Origin of the sequence: Chryseobacterium phocaeense, assembly GCF_900169075.1 — a bacterium.
GTDB classification, from domain to species: domain Bacteria; phylum Bacteroidota; class Bacteroidia; order Flavobacteriales; family Weeksellaceae; genus Chryseobacterium; species Chryseobacterium phocaeense.
The window spans coordinates 160,391-178,737 of record NZ_LT827013.1 but is presented as its reverse complement, the minus strand read 5'-3'; the positions used below and the strand labels follow the sequence as shown (position 1 = coordinate 178,737).

General features: G+C 39.4%; 15 protein-coding genes. 5 read left to right on the top strand and 10 right to left on the bottom strand.

Going from position 1 to position 18,347, the window contains the following annotated elements; genetic code table 11:
• Window positions 1-24: 24 nt before the first annotated feature.
• The 8 genes from rlmD to lpxB form a co-directional block, all read right to left on the bottom strand.
• The gene (rlmD, locus tag B7E04_RS00780; protein WP_080776705.1) at window positions 25-1,434 is read right to left on the bottom strand and encodes a 23S rRNA (uracil(1939)-C(5))-methyltransferase RlmD; all 1,410 of its coding nucleotides are present in this window, start codon (window positions 1,432-1,434) and stop codon (window positions 25-27) included.
• Window positions 1,435-1,594: 160 nt separating this feature from the next.
• The gene (locus tag B7E04_RS00775) at window positions 1,595-3,121 is read right to left on the bottom strand and encodes a TlpA family protein disulfide reductase (RefSeq protein ID WP_080776704.1); all 1,527 of its coding nucleotides are present in this window, start codon (window positions 3,119-3,121) and stop codon (window positions 1,595-1,597) included.
• Window positions 3,122-3,403: 282 nt separating this feature from the next.
• Entirely contained in the window at window positions 3,404-4,171 is a 768-nt protein-coding gene (locus tag B7E04_RS00770) for a succinate dehydrogenase/fumarate reductase iron-sulfur subunit (RefSeq protein ID WP_039365171.1), read from the bottom strand.
• A gap of 24 nt (window positions 4,172-4,195) precedes the next feature.
• Complete coding sequence (locus B7E04_RS00765; RefSeq protein WP_080776703.1) at window positions 4,196-6,208, bottom strand: fumarate reductase/succinate dehydrogenase flavoprotein subunit; 2,013 nt, start codon at window positions 6,206-6,208, stop codon at window positions 4,196-4,198.
• 15 nt (window positions 6,209-6,223) lie between these two features.
• On the bottom strand, window positions 6,224-6,886 hold the full coding sequence (locus tag B7E04_RS00760) for a succinate dehydrogenase cytochrome b subunit (RefSeq protein WP_080776702.1): 663 nt from the start codon (window positions 6,884-6,886) through the stop codon (window positions 6,224-6,226).
• Between the two features lie 144 nt (window positions 6,887-7,030).
• Window positions 7,031-8,800 (bottom strand): ComEC/Rec2 family competence protein, encoded by a 1,770-nt coding sequence (locus B7E04_RS00755; RefSeq protein WP_080776701.1) that lies wholly within the window; start codon window positions 8,798-8,800, stop codon window positions 7,031-7,033.
• A gap of 206 nt (window positions 8,801-9,006) precedes the next feature.
• Window positions 9,007-10,095 (bottom strand): glycoside hydrolase family 99 protein, encoded by a 1,089-nt coding sequence (locus B7E04_RS00750; protein ID WP_080776916.1) that lies wholly within the window; start codon window positions 10,093-10,095, stop codon window positions 9,007-9,009.
• A gap of 48 nt (window positions 10,096-10,143) precedes the next feature.
• Window positions 10,144-11,247, bottom strand: coding sequence for a lipid-A-disaccharide synthase (lpxB, locus tag B7E04_RS00745; RefSeq protein WP_080776700.1), 1,104 nt, complete (start codon window positions 11,245-11,247; stop codon window positions 10,144-10,146).
• A gap of 151 nt (window positions 11,248-11,398) precedes the next feature.
• On the opposite strand from lpxB, the gene B7E04_RS00740 reads away from it, so the two are divergent.
• The 3 genes from B7E04_RS00740 (at window position 11,399) to B7E04_RS00730 (ending at window position 13,909) form a co-directional block, all read left to right on the top strand.
• Window positions 11,399-11,908, top strand: a complete 510-nt coding sequence (locus B7E04_RS00740; protein ID WP_062650218.1) for a DUF2480 family protein — start codon at window positions 11,399-11,401, stop codon at window positions 11,906-11,908.
• Between the two features lies 1 nt (window position 11,909).
• A complete protein-coding gene (locus B7E04_RS00735; protein ID WP_080776699.1) occupies window positions 11,910-13,169 on the top strand; it encodes a protein O-mannosyl-transferase family in 1,260 nt (419 codons plus the stop codon).
• Between the two features lie 83 nt (window positions 13,170-13,252).
• Window positions 13,253-13,909: a DUF937 domain-containing protein gene (locus B7E04_RS00730; RefSeq protein WP_080776698.1), complete on the top strand. Its 657-nt coding sequence runs from the start codon at window positions 13,253-13,255 to the stop codon at window positions 13,907-13,909.
• A gap of 71 nt (window positions 13,910-13,980) precedes the next feature.
• Here the strand turns inward: B7E04_RS00730 and B7E04_RS00725 are convergent, their stop codons facing one another.
• Both B7E04_RS00725 and B7E04_RS00720 read right to left on the bottom strand, forming a co-directional pair.
• Entirely contained in the window at window positions 13,981-14,097 is a 117-nt protein-coding gene (locus B7E04_RS00725) for a 30S ribosomal protein THX (protein WP_080776697.1), read from the bottom strand.
• Window positions 14,098-14,449: 352 nt separating this feature from the next.
• Window positions 14,450-15,844, bottom strand: coding sequence for an MATE family efflux transporter (locus B7E04_RS00720; protein ID WP_080776696.1), 1,395 nt, complete (start codon window positions 15,842-15,844; stop codon window positions 14,450-14,452).
• A 112-nt stretch (window positions 15,845-15,956) separates the two neighbouring features.
• Here B7E04_RS00720 and B7E04_RS00715 point away from each other — a divergent pair, with 112 nt between their 5' ends.
• Both B7E04_RS00715 and aspS read left to right on the top strand, forming a co-directional pair.
• Entirely contained in the window at window positions 15,957-16,310 is a 354-nt protein-coding gene (locus tag B7E04_RS00715; protein ID WP_165439387.1) for an ankyrin repeat domain-containing protein, read from the top strand.
• A gap of 159 nt (window positions 16,311-16,469) precedes the next feature.
• A complete protein-coding gene (aspS, locus tag B7E04_RS00710) occupies window positions 16,470-18,224 on the top strand; it encodes an aspartate--tRNA ligase (protein WP_080776694.1) in 1,755 nt (584 codons plus the stop codon).
• The last annotated feature ends 123 nt before the right edge of the window (window positions 18,225-18,347 follow it).

Genomic DNA, 18,347 nt, shown 5'->3' with positions numbered 1-18,347 from the left:
ATTAGTATTTTCAAATTTAAGTAATTATTTTTTGATCAGCAGCGCAATATTCTCCACGTGATGGGTTTGCGGGAACATATCTACCGGAAGGATTTTCACCAGCGTGTAATGATCTTTCATCAAAGCGAGATCTCTTGCCTGCGTCGCAGAATTACAGCTTACGTAAACTACTTTTTCAGGAGCCAGCTTAAGGATCTGCTCTACTACTTTCTGGTGCATTCCGTCTCTTGGAGGATCGGTAATCAGAACATCTGCTTTAGGATGATTTTCAAGGAATTCATCATTAAAGACATTTTTCATATCTCCACAGTAGAAGGTAGTATTGGTAAGCCCGTTCAGTTCGGCATGCTCTATGGCAGCATCTATGGCCTCCTGAACAGATTCTATCCCGATGACCTGTTTTGCATTTCTTGCGACATACTGGGCAATGGTTCCGGTTCCTGTATAAAGGTCATATACCACTTCATCCCCTTTCAGGTCTGCAAATTCAAGTGTTTTTCTGTACAGTTCAAGGGCCTGCTTGTAATTGGTCTGGAAGAATGATTTCGGTCCGATTTTAAACTTCAGCCCATCCATTTCTTCCATCAGGAATCCTTCACCGGAATATACATTGATATCCAGATCATAAATAGAATCGTTCTGTTTTGGATTGATGGCGTACACGAGTGTTTTGATCTGCGGGAATTTCTCCAGTAAGAATTTGAAAAGATTCTCCCTGTTTTCTTTTTCTTCTCTGTACAGCTGGAAAAGAACCATCCATTCTCCTTTGGAATTCTGTCTCATCATCAGGGTTCTCAAAAAGCCTTCCTGGTTTCTTACATCAAAGAAATCCAGTCCATGCTCTACCCCGTAATTTTTCACAGCGAGACGAATGGCATTGGAAGGATCTTCCTGCAGGAAACACTCTTTAAGATCAAGAATTTTGCTCCACATTCCCGGAATATGGAAACCTAAGGCGTCTTTGCTTCCAAAATTTTCTTCAGAGCTTATTTCGTATTGGGTAAGCCATCTCGCATTGGAAAAGGAGAATTCCATTTTGTTTCTGTAGAAATATTGTTCTTCAGCGCCTAAAATAGGAACGGTTTCAAAATCATCAATTCCCCCGATTCTTTTGATATTGTTATATACTTCTTCCTGTTTGAAATCAAGCTGCTTTTCATAGCTCATGTTCTGCCATTTGCATCCGCCGCATGTCCCGAAGTGAATACATTTGGGATCTACCCTGAATGGAGATTTCTCAACCACTTCCACGGTTTCAGCTTCGTAGTATTTGGATTTGGACTTCTTTACCCTGGCATTTACCATATCTCCCGGAACCGCCCCGGAAACAAGCACTGTTTTTCCTTCTTCCGTTCTTCCTATGGCAACTCCTTTTGCCCCTGCACCGAACAGTTTAATATTTTCAAGAACTATATCTTTCTTCTTTTTTCTCATCCGTAACTCAATTTCTTTACAAATAAAGCTCTCCAGCTCCATCTGTGTATTCTATTTTCTATTTTTTCTAATCTGCCGGAAAACATCCGGTTCCAATCTGCAAAAATACAATAAAAAAAACCTTATCCGAAGATAAGGTTTCCATCTATATTAAAGTTTATTATTTTGTTGGGGCAGGCTGCGGATTGGCAGGCTGAGCGGAAGGATCAACAGTGATTCCAGGCTGCATCATCTGAGGGTTTGGCTGTACTTTCGGTGCGGAAAGTCCTGTTTGCTTATCCAGGATGGTTACCACTTCCTGCTCACCAAGATTTACAAAAGATCTGCTGGCAATTTTACCGTCTTTATCTACAATCACAAAGCAAGGAAGTTTGAATCCGTATACTCCGTATTTTTTAGCGATATCAGACTCCAGGCCTTTTTCTCCGTATACATTAGTTCCAGGAATTCCTTTTAGTAAGGCACTGCTGGTTTTTACGAACTGATCTTTGGTATCATCTACGTTTACAAAAACGAAACTCATTTTTGATTTATAGAAATTCACCACTTCTTTCAATACAGGAACAGTAGCTTCGCTGATGTAAGGATTCCATGATGCATAGAAGAACAACATATAAGGCTTTCCTTTATTTTCTGAAAGCTGGTAAGATTTACCGTCTGCTTTTACCAATGCTGCTTCAGGAGCTGCATCTCCTACTTTTAGGCCATTGATTGCGATTTGCATTTTATTAAGATCCGCTTTAACACCGGCATCTTTAATATCTGTATCAATGATCTTTTTTACTTTCTCCGTATTCTTTGCAGGAGCACCCGGGTGAATATCCTGAGCTACTACAAATGCCAGAAGATAATCTTTAGCCGTCTGCGAAATATCTTTTTTGTCTTTCAGGAACTGAGCAAAAATTTCAGAAGTGATCACATCCGTTTTTCCTTTGGTTTTGGCTTCAGCGTATTTCTGGAAATCAGGGCTCAGTTTTACAAGCAGGTACTGTCTGTATAACGGAATGGTTTTTACCATCTCATCTTTATTTCCTTCCAGTTTGGTTTCATAATCCTTGAAAGCTTTGGAAACTTTAAATGAAGGATTTCCGGACATCTGACGCTGAGTCATTTCATAATTGGCAAGAAGGTTAAGGATGGTTACTTTCACATCGTTCTTCTTCCATTCAAGGATCCCTTTGCTAGGGTTATTTTTTTGAGCAACATCTTCTACATTTTTGTTGATATCAGCCTCAATCTTCTGAGCACTTTTCAGGAATTCTTTTTCATCCCCTGACATCAGCTGCTGGATATTGATTTTGCTTCCGTATTCTCCAAGGAACTTCTGGCTGGCCTGAAGGAAATCGTTATTTTTCTTGGCATCTCCTGTCACTACAAATTCATTAGGGAAAGTCATGGAGTTACCTGAAATATTTAATTTCTGTCCGCCTTCCAGATAAATAAGATTTTGTTTTCCTGCATAGTTGATCACGTACATTCCATCCTTAGGCGCTTCAAAGCTTCCTGTAAAATTTCCGTTTTTATCTAAACCAATATTTGCAAGCGGAAGAGTTGCTACACCGGAGGCTTCCACAAACTCAATTCTTTCAAGTGGTGAACTTCCGGTAATTTTTCCTTTTACCTCAACTTTTTTTGAACAAGACATCACAAAAGCTGTGATGATAAACAATAAAAGATATTTTTTCATTTCAATTTTAATATTACGCAAAAATACGTTTTTTACGGCTTGTTGATTAACACTATTTATTTTTTTTGAAAATTTTATAAAACCTGTTGAAAGGGAGATTGAACCCCTTCTGACCGTCTTATTTTTTTCTTTTCAAAAAAACTGATTTCATCAAATATAGAATTATTAAATAAAACATCCTGCTATCCCGTACATACCTTAACAAAATTTAACAAACGGGTACCATACATAAAAAAATCGTCTCCATTATGAAGACGATTTTTTCTTTATTTAAGACAGGCTTTATCCTCTATCCGCAAGAGCTGCCATATATTCTCTATTCATTCTGGCAATGTTTTCCAGAGAAATTCCTTTCGGACATTCTACTTCACAAGCACCCGTGTTTGAACAGTTTCCGAATCCTTCTTCGTCCATAGCTTTCACCATGTTCAGAACTCTTCGCTTCGCTTCTACTCTACCTTGGGGTAAAAGAGCATACTGAGACACTTTAGCTCCAACGAATAACATTGCAGAACCGTTTTTACAGGTAGCCACACAAGCTCCACATCCGATACATGCTGCAGCATCCATTGCCTTGTCTGCATCTTCTTTAGGAACCGGAATTGCGTTGGCATCCAGCGTATTTCCTGAAGTGTTTACGGAAATGAAACCTCCGGCAGCCATTACGCGGTCAAATGCGCTTCTGTCTACCATTAAGTCTTTAATTACAGGGAACGCAGCACTTCTCCAAGGTTCAATCACGATGGTTTCACCGTCTTTGAACATTCTCATGTGAAGCTGGCAGGTCGTAATTCCCGTATCCGGACCGTGTGCTCTACCGTTGATATACAGGGAACACATTCCGCAGATTCCTTCACGACAGTCGTGGTCAAAAGCGATAGGTTCTTTTCCTTCGTTAATAATATTTTCGTTCAAAATATCCAGCATTTCCAGGAAAGAAGAATCTGTAGAAACATCTGATATTTTGTAGGTCTCGAATTGACCTTTTGTTTTGCTATTTTTTTGTCTCCAAATTTTTAAGGTAAGATGAAGGCCTTTTTTTGCACTCATAATTATTTATTTATAGGTTGGAGATTATTTGTAACTTCTTGCTTTAACTTCAATGTTTTCGTAGATCAGGTCTTCTTTATGCAGAACTTCTGTTGTAATATCATCTGTCTGATATTCCCACGCTCCCACATATTTGAAGTTAACATCATCTCTTTCTGCTTCCCCTTCCGGAGTAGCATGGTCTTCTCTGAAGTGTCCTCCACAAGATTCGTTTCTGTGTAGAGCATCAATTGCCATTAATTGTCCCAGTTCAATGAAATCTGCTACTCTGAAAGCTTTTTCAAGTTCAGTGTTCATTCCATCTGCATCACCCGGAACTTTCACATCTGCCCAGAATTCTTTTTTCACCTGAGCAATTTCAGCAATAGCTTCTTTTAAACCTTCAGGAGTTCTTCCCATTCCCACCTTATTCCACATGATGTGTCCTAATTTTTTGTGGAAATGATCTACCGAATGCGTTCCTTTATTATTTAAGAAGAAATCTATTTTATCTTTAATTGCTTTTTCAGCCTGATCAAATTCACCGGAAGCGGTAGGAATTGTCCCTGTTCTGATGTCTGCTGAAAGATAATCTGCAATCGTATAAGGAAGTACGAAATATCCGTCTGCCAAACCTTGCATCAAAGCAGAAGCTCCCAATCTGTTGGCTCCGTGATCTGAGAAGTTAGCTTCACCAATTACGAAACATCCCGGAATTGTAGATTGTAAATTATAGTCTACCCAAACACCACCCATTGTGTAGTGTACAGCAGGATAAATTTTCATTGGCGTTTTGTAAGGATCATCAGCTGTAATCTTTTCATACATTACGAATAAGTTACCATATTTTTCCTCAACCCAGGCCTTTCCTAAATCATAGATCTGCTGATCTGTAGGATTATGAATATGTTTTTCGATAGCGGCTTCTTTACCTTTTTTAATGATCTCTGTAGAGAAATCCAGGTAAACCCCTTCTTTAGTATCATTATTCTCGATTCCGTAACCAGCATCACATCTTTCTTTACCGGCTCTGGACGCAACGTCTCTAGGCACTAAGTTTCCGAATGCAGGATATCTTCTCTCTAAATAATAATCTCTATCTTCTTCTTTAATATTTTCAGGTCTTAATTTACCTTCTCTGATGGCTACAGAATCTTCGATATTCTTAGGAACCCAGATTCTTCCCGAGTTTCTGAGAGACTCAGACATCAAAGTCAGTTTAGACTGCTGCGTTCCGTGAACCGGAATACAAGTCGGGTGAATCTGTACGTAACAAGGGTTTGCAAAATAGGCTCCTTTTTTGTGGATTTTCCATGCTGCAGAAACGTTGGATCCCATTGCGTTTGTAGAAAGGAAATATACGTTTCCGTAACCTCCGGAAGCAATAACAACCGCGTGAGCAGAATGTCTTTCGATTTCACCTGTTACAAGGTTTCTTGCGATGATACCTCTTGCTTTTCCGTCTACAATTACCAGTTCCATCATTTCATGACGGTTGTACATTTTAATTCTACCTTTACCGATCTGACGGCTCATTGAAGAATAGGCACCTAATAATAACTGCTGACCTGTTTGTCCTTTTGCGTAGAAAGTTCTTTTTACCTGAACCCCACCGAATGAACGGTTATCCAGCTGACCGCCGTAATCTCTGCCGAAAGGAACTCCCTGAGAAACACACTGGTCGATAATATTAGCAGAAACCTCAGCTAATCTGTAAACGTTTGCCTCTCTTGCTCTATAGTCACCCCCTTTGATGGTGTCATAGAATAACCTGTACGTAGAGTCACCGTCTCCCTGATAGTTTTTAGCGGCGTTGATCCCCCCTTGAGCTGCAATAGAGTGCGCTCTTCTCGGTGAATCCTGATAGCAGAATGCTTTTACATTGTATCCCTGCTCAGCTAAAGTAGCCGCAGCAGAACCACCTGCCAAACCTGTACCTACAACAATAATATCAATCTTATCTCTGTTGTTTGGTGCAACAAGGTTCATATGGTCTTTATGATTTTTCCATTTATCCTTAAGAGGACCTGCTGGAATTTTTGAATCTAATTTACTCATATTAGTATATTGATATTATTGAGTTACAAAGTGAAAAATTGCGATGAAAATAAACCCTGCTGGAATAAGGATAGAATACCATTTTCCAAAAGCTTTAATTACCGGAGTATATTTCGGATGTCTTGCCCCGATAGACTGGAACGAAGACTGAAAACCGTGAGCCAGGTGAAGACCAAGCAAAACAAAAGAGATCACATATAAAGCCACTCTCCAGATGTCTGCAAATTTCTCATGCAGCTCAGGCCAGAATCTTTCTGCGTCAGGAGTAAGTCCTTCCACATATTTATAATTGATTTCATGTAACCAGAAATCATATAAGTGAAGCGCAAGGAAAGCCAGCACAACCGCTCCTGAAATAATCATATTTCTGGACATCCACGTAGAGTTCACGGAAGGGTTGTTGGAAGCGTACTTTATCGGACGCGCTTTATTGTTCTTAATTTCAAGTACAAATCCCATGATAAAATGGAAAAGAACAGCAAAACCAAGAACAGGCTGCATTAAGAACTGCACAAAAGGATTATAGCCCATAAAATCTGATGCTGTATTGAACGCATCACGATTCAGAACTGATAACAAATTGGTCGTCAAATGCAGTATAAGAAAGATCAGCAAAAACATAGCTGATAATGCCATCGCATATTTTCTACCTATCGTAGAACTCGTTAAACCTGCCATATAAGTTTAAATTTGAATTTCCCACAAAATTAAGAAATGTTAACAAGATCGAAAAGTGAGAAATCTCACAATTAGCCAGTTTGTAATCTTTCTAAATAAGGATTCTGCCTATTATTTAAAGGAAAAATGAGAAATCGTTTTTATTTATTTTAAATCATAAATTTTGCCGTTACAAACCACTTCACTGGCATTCCGGGGGAAAGTTTTCATTTCAATAATCGTGATCCGTCTTGCAGAACAGTACGGACCGGCTATAAACCTGACAAATTTACTTCTATCCGTATTTTCAGCTATCCAAAAACATACCCTACTTCCTTTCTTTACCGATAGTATTTTAGCCTTATTAAAATCATGAATGAGAATTTCATCTCTACGGTTCTCATCAATATTAAATCCTGTTCTGACCATACAAAAAGCGATAACTGCAAAAATCCATTTCATTAAGTTTTTAAAATTTATTTTTAAAAGTAAAAACCTCATCTGATATACGATGAAGAATAAAAACAAAACCTCAACGATATTCATGGGTATATTCGAAAAAAATAGCCTGTCCATTTCCGCAAACCAATGGATTAGTTTTAGCAACACCTGAATGGACCAGTCATAAACCGAATTGATCAGTTCAAAATCTATCCTGAGAGCGATAAGAATGACTATCAAAAACGAAAACACAATAATCAGCTCGGAAAACGGAACAATCATAATATTGGCAGGAACGGAAACCAGTGAAAACTGATGAAAATAAAAAAGAACCAAGGGAAGTGTGGCCAGCTGTGCAGCAATGGAAATGGAAACCGCATTAAAAAACAGCTTTTTAAAATAACCATCCTGCCTGGGAAGGTATTTCAAAACAGGCTGATTAAGCCAGAAAATCCCTAAAACCGCAAGAAAGCTAAGCTGGAAACCAATATCAAAAACCTGCTGTGTATCAGCAACTAAAATAATCAGGGCAGATAAAGAAAGGGAATGAAGCAAATCCGGTTTCCGCTGCAAAAGCACATAGACAAAATAAACGGTAATCATAATGCAGGAGCGCATCACAGAGTTTCCAAATCCAATTCCTGCAGCAAAAAGCCAAATAAAAGCAAGACTGGAAACCACGGCATATTTCCTGAACCTCAATGGACTAAACCGGGTCAGCATCAGATAAAAAATCCCGAAAATCACAACTATATGGGTCCCGGAAATAGCAAGCAGGTGAACCATTCCGGACCGGTTAAAATCCTCTGCCGTTCCCGCATCTGTTTCGGTTCTGTCTGCCAGGATAATTCCTTTTAAAAATTCCCGGGTCTTGGGTGATATTCCGGCCTGATCAATCTGTTGTAATATTTCAAACCGATACTGCTGAATCATTTCATTGAATGTCAGGTCATCTCTTTGAGCGGAAGAAATTTCTTTTGAAAGATAACATTGGTATTCAATATTCTTTCTTTTTAAATACCCTGCGTAATTAAACTGGAAATCATATTGCGGAAGCTTTGGCTTTGAAAGGTAAGCATCGGCTTGATAATAATGCCGGAAATCAAGGTCCTTTTCTTTTTTCGGTACATAGAGGACTGCGTTGAAACTTTCTTTTCCCACATGCACAAAAGCTTCATATTTTTTATTTTTTTCTGTAGAATTTAATTTTTTTGAGATCTTAAAAGTGATGGTTGCGTTGGAGGGAACTGAGAAACTGCCCGCCGTAAAAGTATTGAAAGCATGAAGGATTATTCCTGCTCCGAAAAACAGTAGCCCCAGCAGGATATGCTTTGTTTTATGAAGAAAATAAGAATGAAAGAAAAAGGAAATCAGCACCAGCAGGCAGCCTCCGGTTATGATAAAAACTACTGTTTTATCCAGTATTAATACTTCCTCAAAAAAGATTCCGAGGATAAAACAGCTCGCCAGAATAAGAAGAGGTTGCTTGCTCAAATGATCTCATTTTTATCTTCAAAAAAATATTAATTTATCTGAATTTTCACTAACACGGATTTTGCAGGATTACAAGACTCTATTCTATTTAATGGCTAATTGAGGGCCTGATTATTTGCTGTAAAATCCATTTTTTGCGAAAAAATAAAAGCTGTCCCAACCAGAACAACTTTATATTTTAAAATCACCATCAGAAGATTTTACACTTATTTACCTTTTAAATACCGGTCTGTCAGCTTTTTGGTTTCTTTAATGTAAAACCACGGATCTTTTCCATAATCTTCATATTGGAAATCGCCTGCCTTTTTAGGAATTGCAGGCTCTATCTGGGTACCTTCATGCCATTCGTTGAAAGAAGTGATTCCTATAAAATCAGGATTGGATTTTGCAGCTGCCTCAAACATTCTTTCATAGTACTTCCCGTTTTCCCTGCTTTTGAAATTGGCTTCATTCCAGGGTCTTATTCTGGTATCCGAATACCCCGGACCAACACACGGGATGAAAATAAGCTTGTTTTCTTTTGCAAACTGTGAAAGGTAATTCCAATTGGAAGTAGTACTCCCGAAAACAAAACCTTCGCTGGCAAAATAAGTATAAAACCCATCAAAACCTGAGTTTTTAAAAAATTCCACATGCTCTTTTTCCACCCACAATCCGATATAAAGTCCGTCTAATTCTGTATTCCGGACGGTATTTTCACCATTTGCGGAAAGAAGCTTCGCCCATTCTTCCGGTGAGATTTTATAGCTGTCGTATACATAATACAGTGGTTTGCCGTCTTTTTTATAAAAGGCGTGATGCCCGGAATAGGTTTGCACCAGGTAAGAAAGCTGTTCCTTCAGCTCCGTTATATTTTTATAGAAAGGTTCAATATGAAAAGCGACTTTCAGATTAAACTGATCCGCTGCATCCAGGTATTTGGCAATGCTTTTATCTACAAAAGAATCTTTTCCCAGCCAGCTTAAAACCACGACTCCCAATCCAGAATCTTTGATCATTTTCATATGCTTTTTAATGATCTCCGGATCATTGGAACTGTAATTTCCCAAAGCAGGATAAAAATTGGCACCAATATCATCTCCTCCTTTGTAATGTCCGAGGTTGTTCCATTTCGGATTATTCCAGTGTGGCAGAATATCATGATTCCAGTGCTCATACTTCCCATCTACAGCAGGATTGGCATACCATCCGTAATAGAAAATCTGAACATCGTCCCTTGATTTACTGTTTTGGGCAAAACTTTTCACGGAAGTTCCTATTAACAGAATCAGTATCAATAAGCTTTTACAATTCATGGTCATAAAAAATTAAGCAGATCCCGGAAGATCAGGTTACGCAGTATTTTACATATTCAAAATCACCTCAGCAGCTTTCTCACTTGCCCCTTTACCACCAAGCTTTTCTCTTAAAAGATGATAATCTTCCAAAACCTGGTTCCTTTTTTCGCCTTCTATGATTTTCTGTAGCTCTTCCACGAGATTTTTAGTATTCAGATCCGTCTGGATCAGCTCTTTTACCACTTCCCTGTCCATAATCAGATTGACCAACGAAATATATTTAATGTTCTTTACGAGTCTTTTCGCAATAGCGTAGGAAATCTTACTTCCGCGGTAGCACACCACTTCCGGGACATTCAGTAAAGCGGTTTCCAGCGTTGCAGTTCCTGAAGTCACCAAAGCTGCTTTCGAGCACCTCAGAAGATCATAGGTTCTGTTGGACACAAAATGTACGTTATCATCCACATACTTCTGATAAAATTCTTTCGGAAGGCTTGGAGCACCGGCTATCACAAACTGATAGTTTTTGAAATAAGGTCTCACGGAAAGCATCATTTCCAGCATCTTCTCTACTTCCTGTTTTCTGGAACCCGGCAGCAGTGCAATAATCTCTTTTTCATTGAGCCCGTTTTCTTTTTTAAATTCCTCCGGGCTGATCTCTTTCAGGCTGGAAATAGCATCCAGCAGCGGATGTCCTACGAAATGGGAATGAACGTCATGTTTCTGATAAAATTCTTCTTCAAACGGAAGGATCACCATCATTTCATCCACATACTTTTTAATAATCTCTACGCGGCCTTCTTTCCAGGCCCAGAGCTGCGGGGAAATATAATAAACAACCTTGATCCCCAGTTCTTTTGCAAATCTGGCAATCCTCAGGTTAAATCCGGGATAATCGATCAGGATCAGAATATCAGGTCGATTCTTCTTAATATCTTCTTTACAGAATTTGATGTTGTTCAGGATGGTTCTCAGATTCATGGCTACTTCCAGGAATCCCATAAAGGCAAGGTCCCGGTAATGCTTTACCAGCGTTCCTCCCTGGGCTTTCATAAGATCGCCGCCCCAGAATCTTATTTCAGCATTCGGATCTTTCTCCAAAAGGGCTTTCATTAAATTGCTCCCATGCAGATCTCCCGAAGCTTCTCCTGCAATAATATAATATTTCATTTCTTCCGAAATCTTTTATTTTGTTTTAACTACCACCAGGGACTTCCTAAGACCTCAATAGGATTATGGGAGGTTTCTATGGTAAGGATAGAGAACAAATTAAGTTTTGCTTGATCTTAATTTGTAAATTTGTCCAAAGATAATGATAAAAATGTCAGAAGAATTTGAAATCCGAAATAAAGTTGCTGAAAGCGGTCTTGTGAATTTTGACCTCTCCACTCTCCTTCCGAAAGGTGCCAGGATAGGTATCGACCTAAAAGATTTTCTGTTCCAGGAAATGATTCTGAAGGAAAAAGATTTCAGAGAAAAGGTGGAAGCCATCAACGTTGAAGCATACAAAGACGCCTACATCTACATTTACAATTCTGTGGATACTATTGTTCCGCTTTGGGCTTATTTTGTACTGACGGCTAAACTTACAGACGTAGCCAAAAAGATCGTATTCGGAAACCGTGAGGATCTGGAAGTGATCTTAATGCATAACGTTATCCAGACCTATGATTTCGAAGATATGAGAGGCAAAAGAGTGCTGGTAAAAGGATGCTCTGATAAAGAAATTCCTGAAAACGCCTACATAGAGCTTGTTGAGCAACTGAAACCCATTGTAAAATCATTAATGTTCGGGGAGGCCTGCTCCAATGTGCCTATTGTAAAGAATTAATATGAAGAAATACCTGTCTGCCGTACTTTTGTTCTTTATTTTTCTGGCAATTTATTATGCCGGAAGCTTTTCTAAGGTTCCTTTTGCCGACTGCATCGGTTTTGTATTTGAAGCGGAAAAAGGTGAATACATTACACTAGCTACTGCGACCACTCATTTTCTTTATATCAATACGGTTATTTTAATTGAAAACCTGACGGGCCTGGATGCTATTGAAGCAAGCCGCTGGCTTATTATTTTGTCGGGCGCTGCTACCATTCCCGTTATTTATCTCACGGTGAAAGCCATCACCAAAACAGAATGGACATCACTTACAGCCGCATTTGTGTTCGGATTTGGCTTTTCCTTCTGGAGAAATGCAGAAATTGTGGAGGTATACACCTACAATTCTTTTTGGATCAGCCTTTTTTTCTTTTCGATGATCAAAAGCTTTACGGAGCATAAAAAAATTTATATCACAGCTGCCGGTATTTTTCTGGGAATCAGCCTTTGGGTTCATATCCAGAATATCCTTCTGATTCCGGCTTTTCTGGTGTTTCTTTTCTATTTCAGGCATGAGAAAAAATATATGTACAGCGCTTTGCTGGCCTTTGGGATTCTTTTTGTTTCCCTGTTTATTCTTAATATGTCTCAGGGATATTCAGCCAACTCTGTTTACAGTTCAGACCGTGGAAACTGGGTAGCAGAATCCTTCAGGAAAACTCCTGTACAGTATATCAAAGATTTTTTCCAGTCATTTGCCTATCTGATCTTTAATTTCAATGTATTTACATTTTTTGGAGTAATGGGTGCTGTATTCCTTTACAGAACCAACAGAAAAATGTTTTACGTTTTCCTTGCGGGGTCGGTTTGCGTGTACGGGTTTTCCACATTTTATGCGGTTTCGGACAATTATGTATTCTTCCTTCCCTTTAATAATATTTTTGCATTGTCTGTGGGATATGGACTTTCGCTTCCAAAATATGCCTTTCTGAAAAAATATTCGTGGGCATGCCTGCTTATTCCTCTTGGATATGTCGCAGCTTATAAAGTGGCTTTGTCTACAGAGAAAGGAAAAGAGCTTCATGCATTCAAACAATATAAAGGCGGCCTGAATTATTACATGCTTCCCTGGATGAATGACAATGCCGGGATCCTTGAATTCACCATTGATAAAAAGACAGCGACTGAACCTATTTACTGGGTCATCACCAGTGCCGAAGATTATATAAGGTTGAAAAAAAGCAAAGGATACACCGAAGAGGAAATCAAAAAACTTTAACATTTATTGTGAAATAAAAAAATTTGCGACTGATTTTTTTTGATAACTTTGATTTACTTAATACTTTAAAATAAACACAAACTATGAGTTTAATTGACCTACTTACAGGTAACACCAGCAACCAGGTTGCTGAGCAGGCAGAAAACAAATTCGGGATCAGCCGCAATCAGATTATCGCTCTTTTGGCAGTAGCTGCCCCTTTGGTGATCTCTTACCTCAGAAACAAATCTCAAGACGCTAAAGAAGCAGAAGCTTTAAATAATGCTCTGGATAAGGACCATGACGGAAGTATCCTTGACGATGCATCTCAGGCAGAAGCAAGACAGGCAGAAGGAGGATCTATCCTTGACCATGTTTTTGGAGGCCAGAAAAGCAATGTTGAAAATCAGCTTTCTCAAAATACAGGAATTTCCATCGACAAAATCGGGCCTATTTTAGCGATGCTGGCTCCCGTGATCATGGGATACATCGGTAAAGAAAAACAGCAGAATAATGTAGGAGCCGGAGGTTTGGGAGACCTTTTGGGAGGTATCCTTGGAAATGCATCCAGCCAGGCTCAGGCACAGCAATCCAATCCGTTAAACGATATCCTGGGAAGTGTTTTAGGCGGCGGCCAAGCACAATCCGGAGGAAATCCGCTTAACGACATTCTGGGAAGCGTACTTGGCGGTGGCGGTCAGCAACAGCAGCAAGGAGGCGGATTAGGAAGTATCCTTGGTAATATTTTAGGAGGAAAATAATTTAATTTTGTATATCAAAAAGGCTGAAGAGTGATCTTCAGCCTTTTTATTTTTGCAGACTACTTACTAGTCTAGCTTTTAGCTTTTTCGGATGATCCTGTTGATTTGGAAGATTTTCTTGGTCTCCTTTTACCATAACTCCCTGAATTGATCTTTCCTCTTCTTGATTTTTTGTCGCCTTTTCCCATAGTGATAGATATTTTTTAGTGTTTAACTAAATTAGGCAATATGCTCTACACCAAAAAATTAAGGCTGTTAAAATTTTTATAAAAGTGAGTAAAGAAGGAAGTTTGAAGACGGGAGATGGAGGTAATATCAGTCGGAAAAATAACCTTAAGCCAATTTTAAGATTAACCTGAGTTCGGGATAAGAAATTTCAGATTAAGTGGCTGGAAGCTGGAAGTTAATACCTGGTATTTATATTAAACAACAGTCATGGAATTTGATCAAATCTGTTTTTTTTAAAAATTAATAAAGTTGCTGTAAAATTCTGTTTTCAGACTTCAAGAACTTCCATCTTCTCTCTCCCAGCTCCCATCCTTACACTTTCACCGTCTTCCACTTCCCTTTTTTAAACAAGATGAATGCAACAATCGTAATTAAAGTTTCCGCTGCGGGAATGGATATGAATACTCCTTTGGGTCCCATTCCAAAATATTTGGAAAGGAAATAGGCCAGTGGAATCTGAAACAGCCAGAACCCGAAAAAATTCACCCAGGTTGGTGTCCAGGTATCCCCTGCTCCGTTAAACGCATTGATCAGCACCATCCCGATTCCATAGAAAATAAATCCTGTACACATGATGTGCAGGGCATTTTTAGCAAAATCTTTAATTTCCGGCTCTTGTGTAAAAAAGCCTACCAGGAAATCTCCGAGCAGGAAAAAAATTAAGCTGACAGCCAGCATAAAGATCACATTGTATTTTACGGTCTTCATCACAGACTGTTCCGCCCTCAGCATTTCATTCGCTCCCATATTCTGCCCTACCAGTGTGGAAGCAGCATTGCTGAGTCCCCAGGCAGGAAGCATAAAGAACATCATCAGTCTTAAAGCAGTCTGATAGCCTGCGGAAGCATTTTCACCCCCGGTAGTGGCCACCAGCTGGGCAAGGAAAATCCAGCTGCACGAAGCTATGACAAACTGAAAAATACCGGGTGTAGCAATTTTGACAATCCCTTTTATCTGCTTAAAGTCAGGAATGAAGTACGGAAGTGCAATACGGATCTGGGTATCTGCCACCAGGAGATGATACAGCTGATACACTACCCCGACACTTCTTCCGATCGTCGTTGCCAAAGCAGCTCCCGTAAGTCCCATTGCCGGAACAGGTCCGAAACCTTTAATCAAAACCGGACAGAGAATAATATTCACTATATTGGCGATCCACAGAGACTTCATGGCAATCGCAGCGTTTCCTGCACCCCTGAAAATCCCGTTGATCAGAAATAAAAGCATAATGATGACACTGCTTCCCATCATAAGGCGGGTAAAATCTTTTCCATATGCGGCGGCCTCAGGTTTTGAGCCCATCAGGATGAGAATTTCCTCTGCATAAATGACTCCAACTAAACTCAGAACCAAGGTAATGATCAATGAAACCAGTAAAACCTGCGCGGCACTTCTGGAAGCCTGCTCCGGATTTTTCTCCCCGATTCTCCTTGCAACCAAAGCCGTTGCCGCCATACTCATTCCTATAGCGATAGAATACATTACGGACAATACAGACTCCGTTAAACCAACCGTCTGGATAGCATATCCGCTTTCTTTCAGATGTCCTACAAAATACAGGTCTACCAGTGCAAAAACAGACTCCATAGCCATTTCCAGCATCATAGGAACAGCCAGCAGAAGGACAGCGCTTCTTATGGTTATTTTGGTATAATCAACGTCTTCACCGCTAAACGCTTTTTTCAAAAAATCTATATATCGGGTCATTTTCTAATCAATATTTATCTGAATGCCAAAAATACAAATTCAATTCTTATTAAAAATAAGTTAGTTATATCAAAAAATTAATTTAGATTTGTATCATGTTAAAATGAATCTTATGAAAAAAATAATCTCTACTACCTTTCTACTTGTCATTTCAGTATCTGCCAATATGCTGTCTGCACAATCGTTGAGCAAAAAACAGATGCAGGCCATCCAGTCTGACGACGTTGCTACATTTAAAAAGAACTTTTCAAAAGCAGATTATAATAAGTGCTTCCCGCTTAAGAATGAAACCTTCAGCGCACTGGGTTTCAGTTCACTTTACGGTAGAAATAACATTATTAAATTTCTATTGGATAACCAGGCGGACGTAAATAAGGAGTGTAACGGCAAAACTCCTCTTGCATTAGCCAAACTGGGCAATAAAGAACAAACCCAACAACTGTTGATACAAAAAGGAGCTCAATAATTAAAAGCCCTTAAAATAATACAAGACTTCCGAAAGGAAGTTTTTTTGTTTATAAAACCTTCAAAAATCTTATCTTTGCATCCGGAATTCAGGATTGAAAGCTTCATGATCAAAAAGCCAAGTCCCGGATCCTGAACATTGAACTTTAAACCAATACTTATGTTTCGATCACACACGAACGGAGAATTATCTCTGAAAAATCTTAATGAAGAAGTTACACTTTCCGGATGGGTACAGACTATCCGTGATAAAGGATTTATGATTTGGATAGATCTTCGGGATCGTTACGGAATTACCCAGCTGGTTTTCGATCAGGACCGTTCTTCGGCTCAACTGATGGAAGAAGCCAAAAAACTGGGCCGTGAATTCGTGATTCAGGTTACGGGAAAAGTCATCGAAAGAGTGAGCAAAAATCCTAATATTCCGACGGGAGAAATTGAAATTTTAGTTGAAAAACTGACGATCCTTAATGAATCCCAGCTTCCGCCTTTCACCATTGAAGACGAAACAGACGGAGGTGAGGAATTAAGAATGAAATACCGCTATCTGGACATCAGAAGAAATCCGGTAAAGGAAAAGCTGATCTTCCGTCATAAAATGGCTCAGAAGGTAAGAAATTATCTTTCAGACGAAGGATTCATTGAAGTGGAAACTCCGGTTTTAATTAAATCTACCCCGGAAGGAGCAAGGGACTTTGTGGTGCCAAGCAGAATGAACCCGGGACAGTTTTATGCACTTCCGCAATCGCCTCAGACCTTTAAGCAGCTTTTGATGGTAGGCGGTATGGATAAATATTTCCAGATTGTGAAATGTTTCCGTGATGAGGATTTAAGAGCGGACAGGCAGCCGGAATTCACCCAAATTGACTGTGAAATGGCTTTCGTAGAGCAGGAAGATATCATGAATGTTTTTGAGGGAATGACCAAAACCCTGATCAAGGATATTACCGGTCAGGAATTCGGGAATTTTCCGAGAATGACTTTCGCAGATGCGATGAAAAAATACGGAAACGACAAGCCGGATATCCGTTTCGGGATGGAGTTCGTAGAGCTTAACGAACTGGTAAAAGGAAAAGATTTCAAAATATTTGATGATGCCGAGCTGGTAGTAGGAATCAATGTAGAAGGATGTGCAGAGTATACAAGAAAACAGATCGATGAATTGGTAGAATGGGTAAAACGTCCACAGATCGGGGCATCCGGAATGGTATGGGCTAAATTCCAGAATGATGGCGTAAAAACTTCTTCTGTGAATAAATTCTACAATGAAGAAGATCTTTCAAAAATCATCGAAAAATTCGGAGCAAAAGAAGGTGACTTAATGCTGATTCTTTCCGGAAACGAAAATAAAGTGAGAGCCCAGCTTTCTGCTTTAAGAATGGAACTTGGAAACCGCTTAGGATTAAGAAAAGGGAATGTATTCGCCCCGCTTTGGGTCGTAGATTTCCCATTACTGGAATTTGATGAAGAAAGCGGACGTTATCACGCAATGCACCACCCTTTCACGTCTCCAAAACCTGAAGATATCCATTTACTGGAAACAGATCCGGGCAAAGCAAGAGCCAACGCTTATGATATGGTGCTGAACGGAAATGAGATTGGCGGTGGTTCTATCAGGATTTTCGATAAAGATCTTCAATCGAAAATGTTTGATCTTTTAGGATTCACAAAAGAGGAAGCGGAAGCACAGTTCGGATTCCTGATGAATGCCTTTAAATATGGGGCGCCTCCTCACGGTGGTTTAGCATTCGGTTTTGACCGTCTGGTGGCTATTCTTGACGGGAATGAAGTGATCAGGGATTATATTGCCTTCCCTAAAAACAATTCAGGGCGGGATGTGATGATCGATGCGCCGGCATCCATTGCTGAAGCACAGCTGGATGAACTTGAAATACAACTGAACTTAAAATCATAAACTGAAAGCGGAGAAAATTTCTCCGCTTTTTTATTTTACATCAAAAACATAACGGTATCGGAAATTGCTATTTCCGTAGTCCTGCTTTATGTACTCACCGACTGAACAAGCAGCATTCAGAAA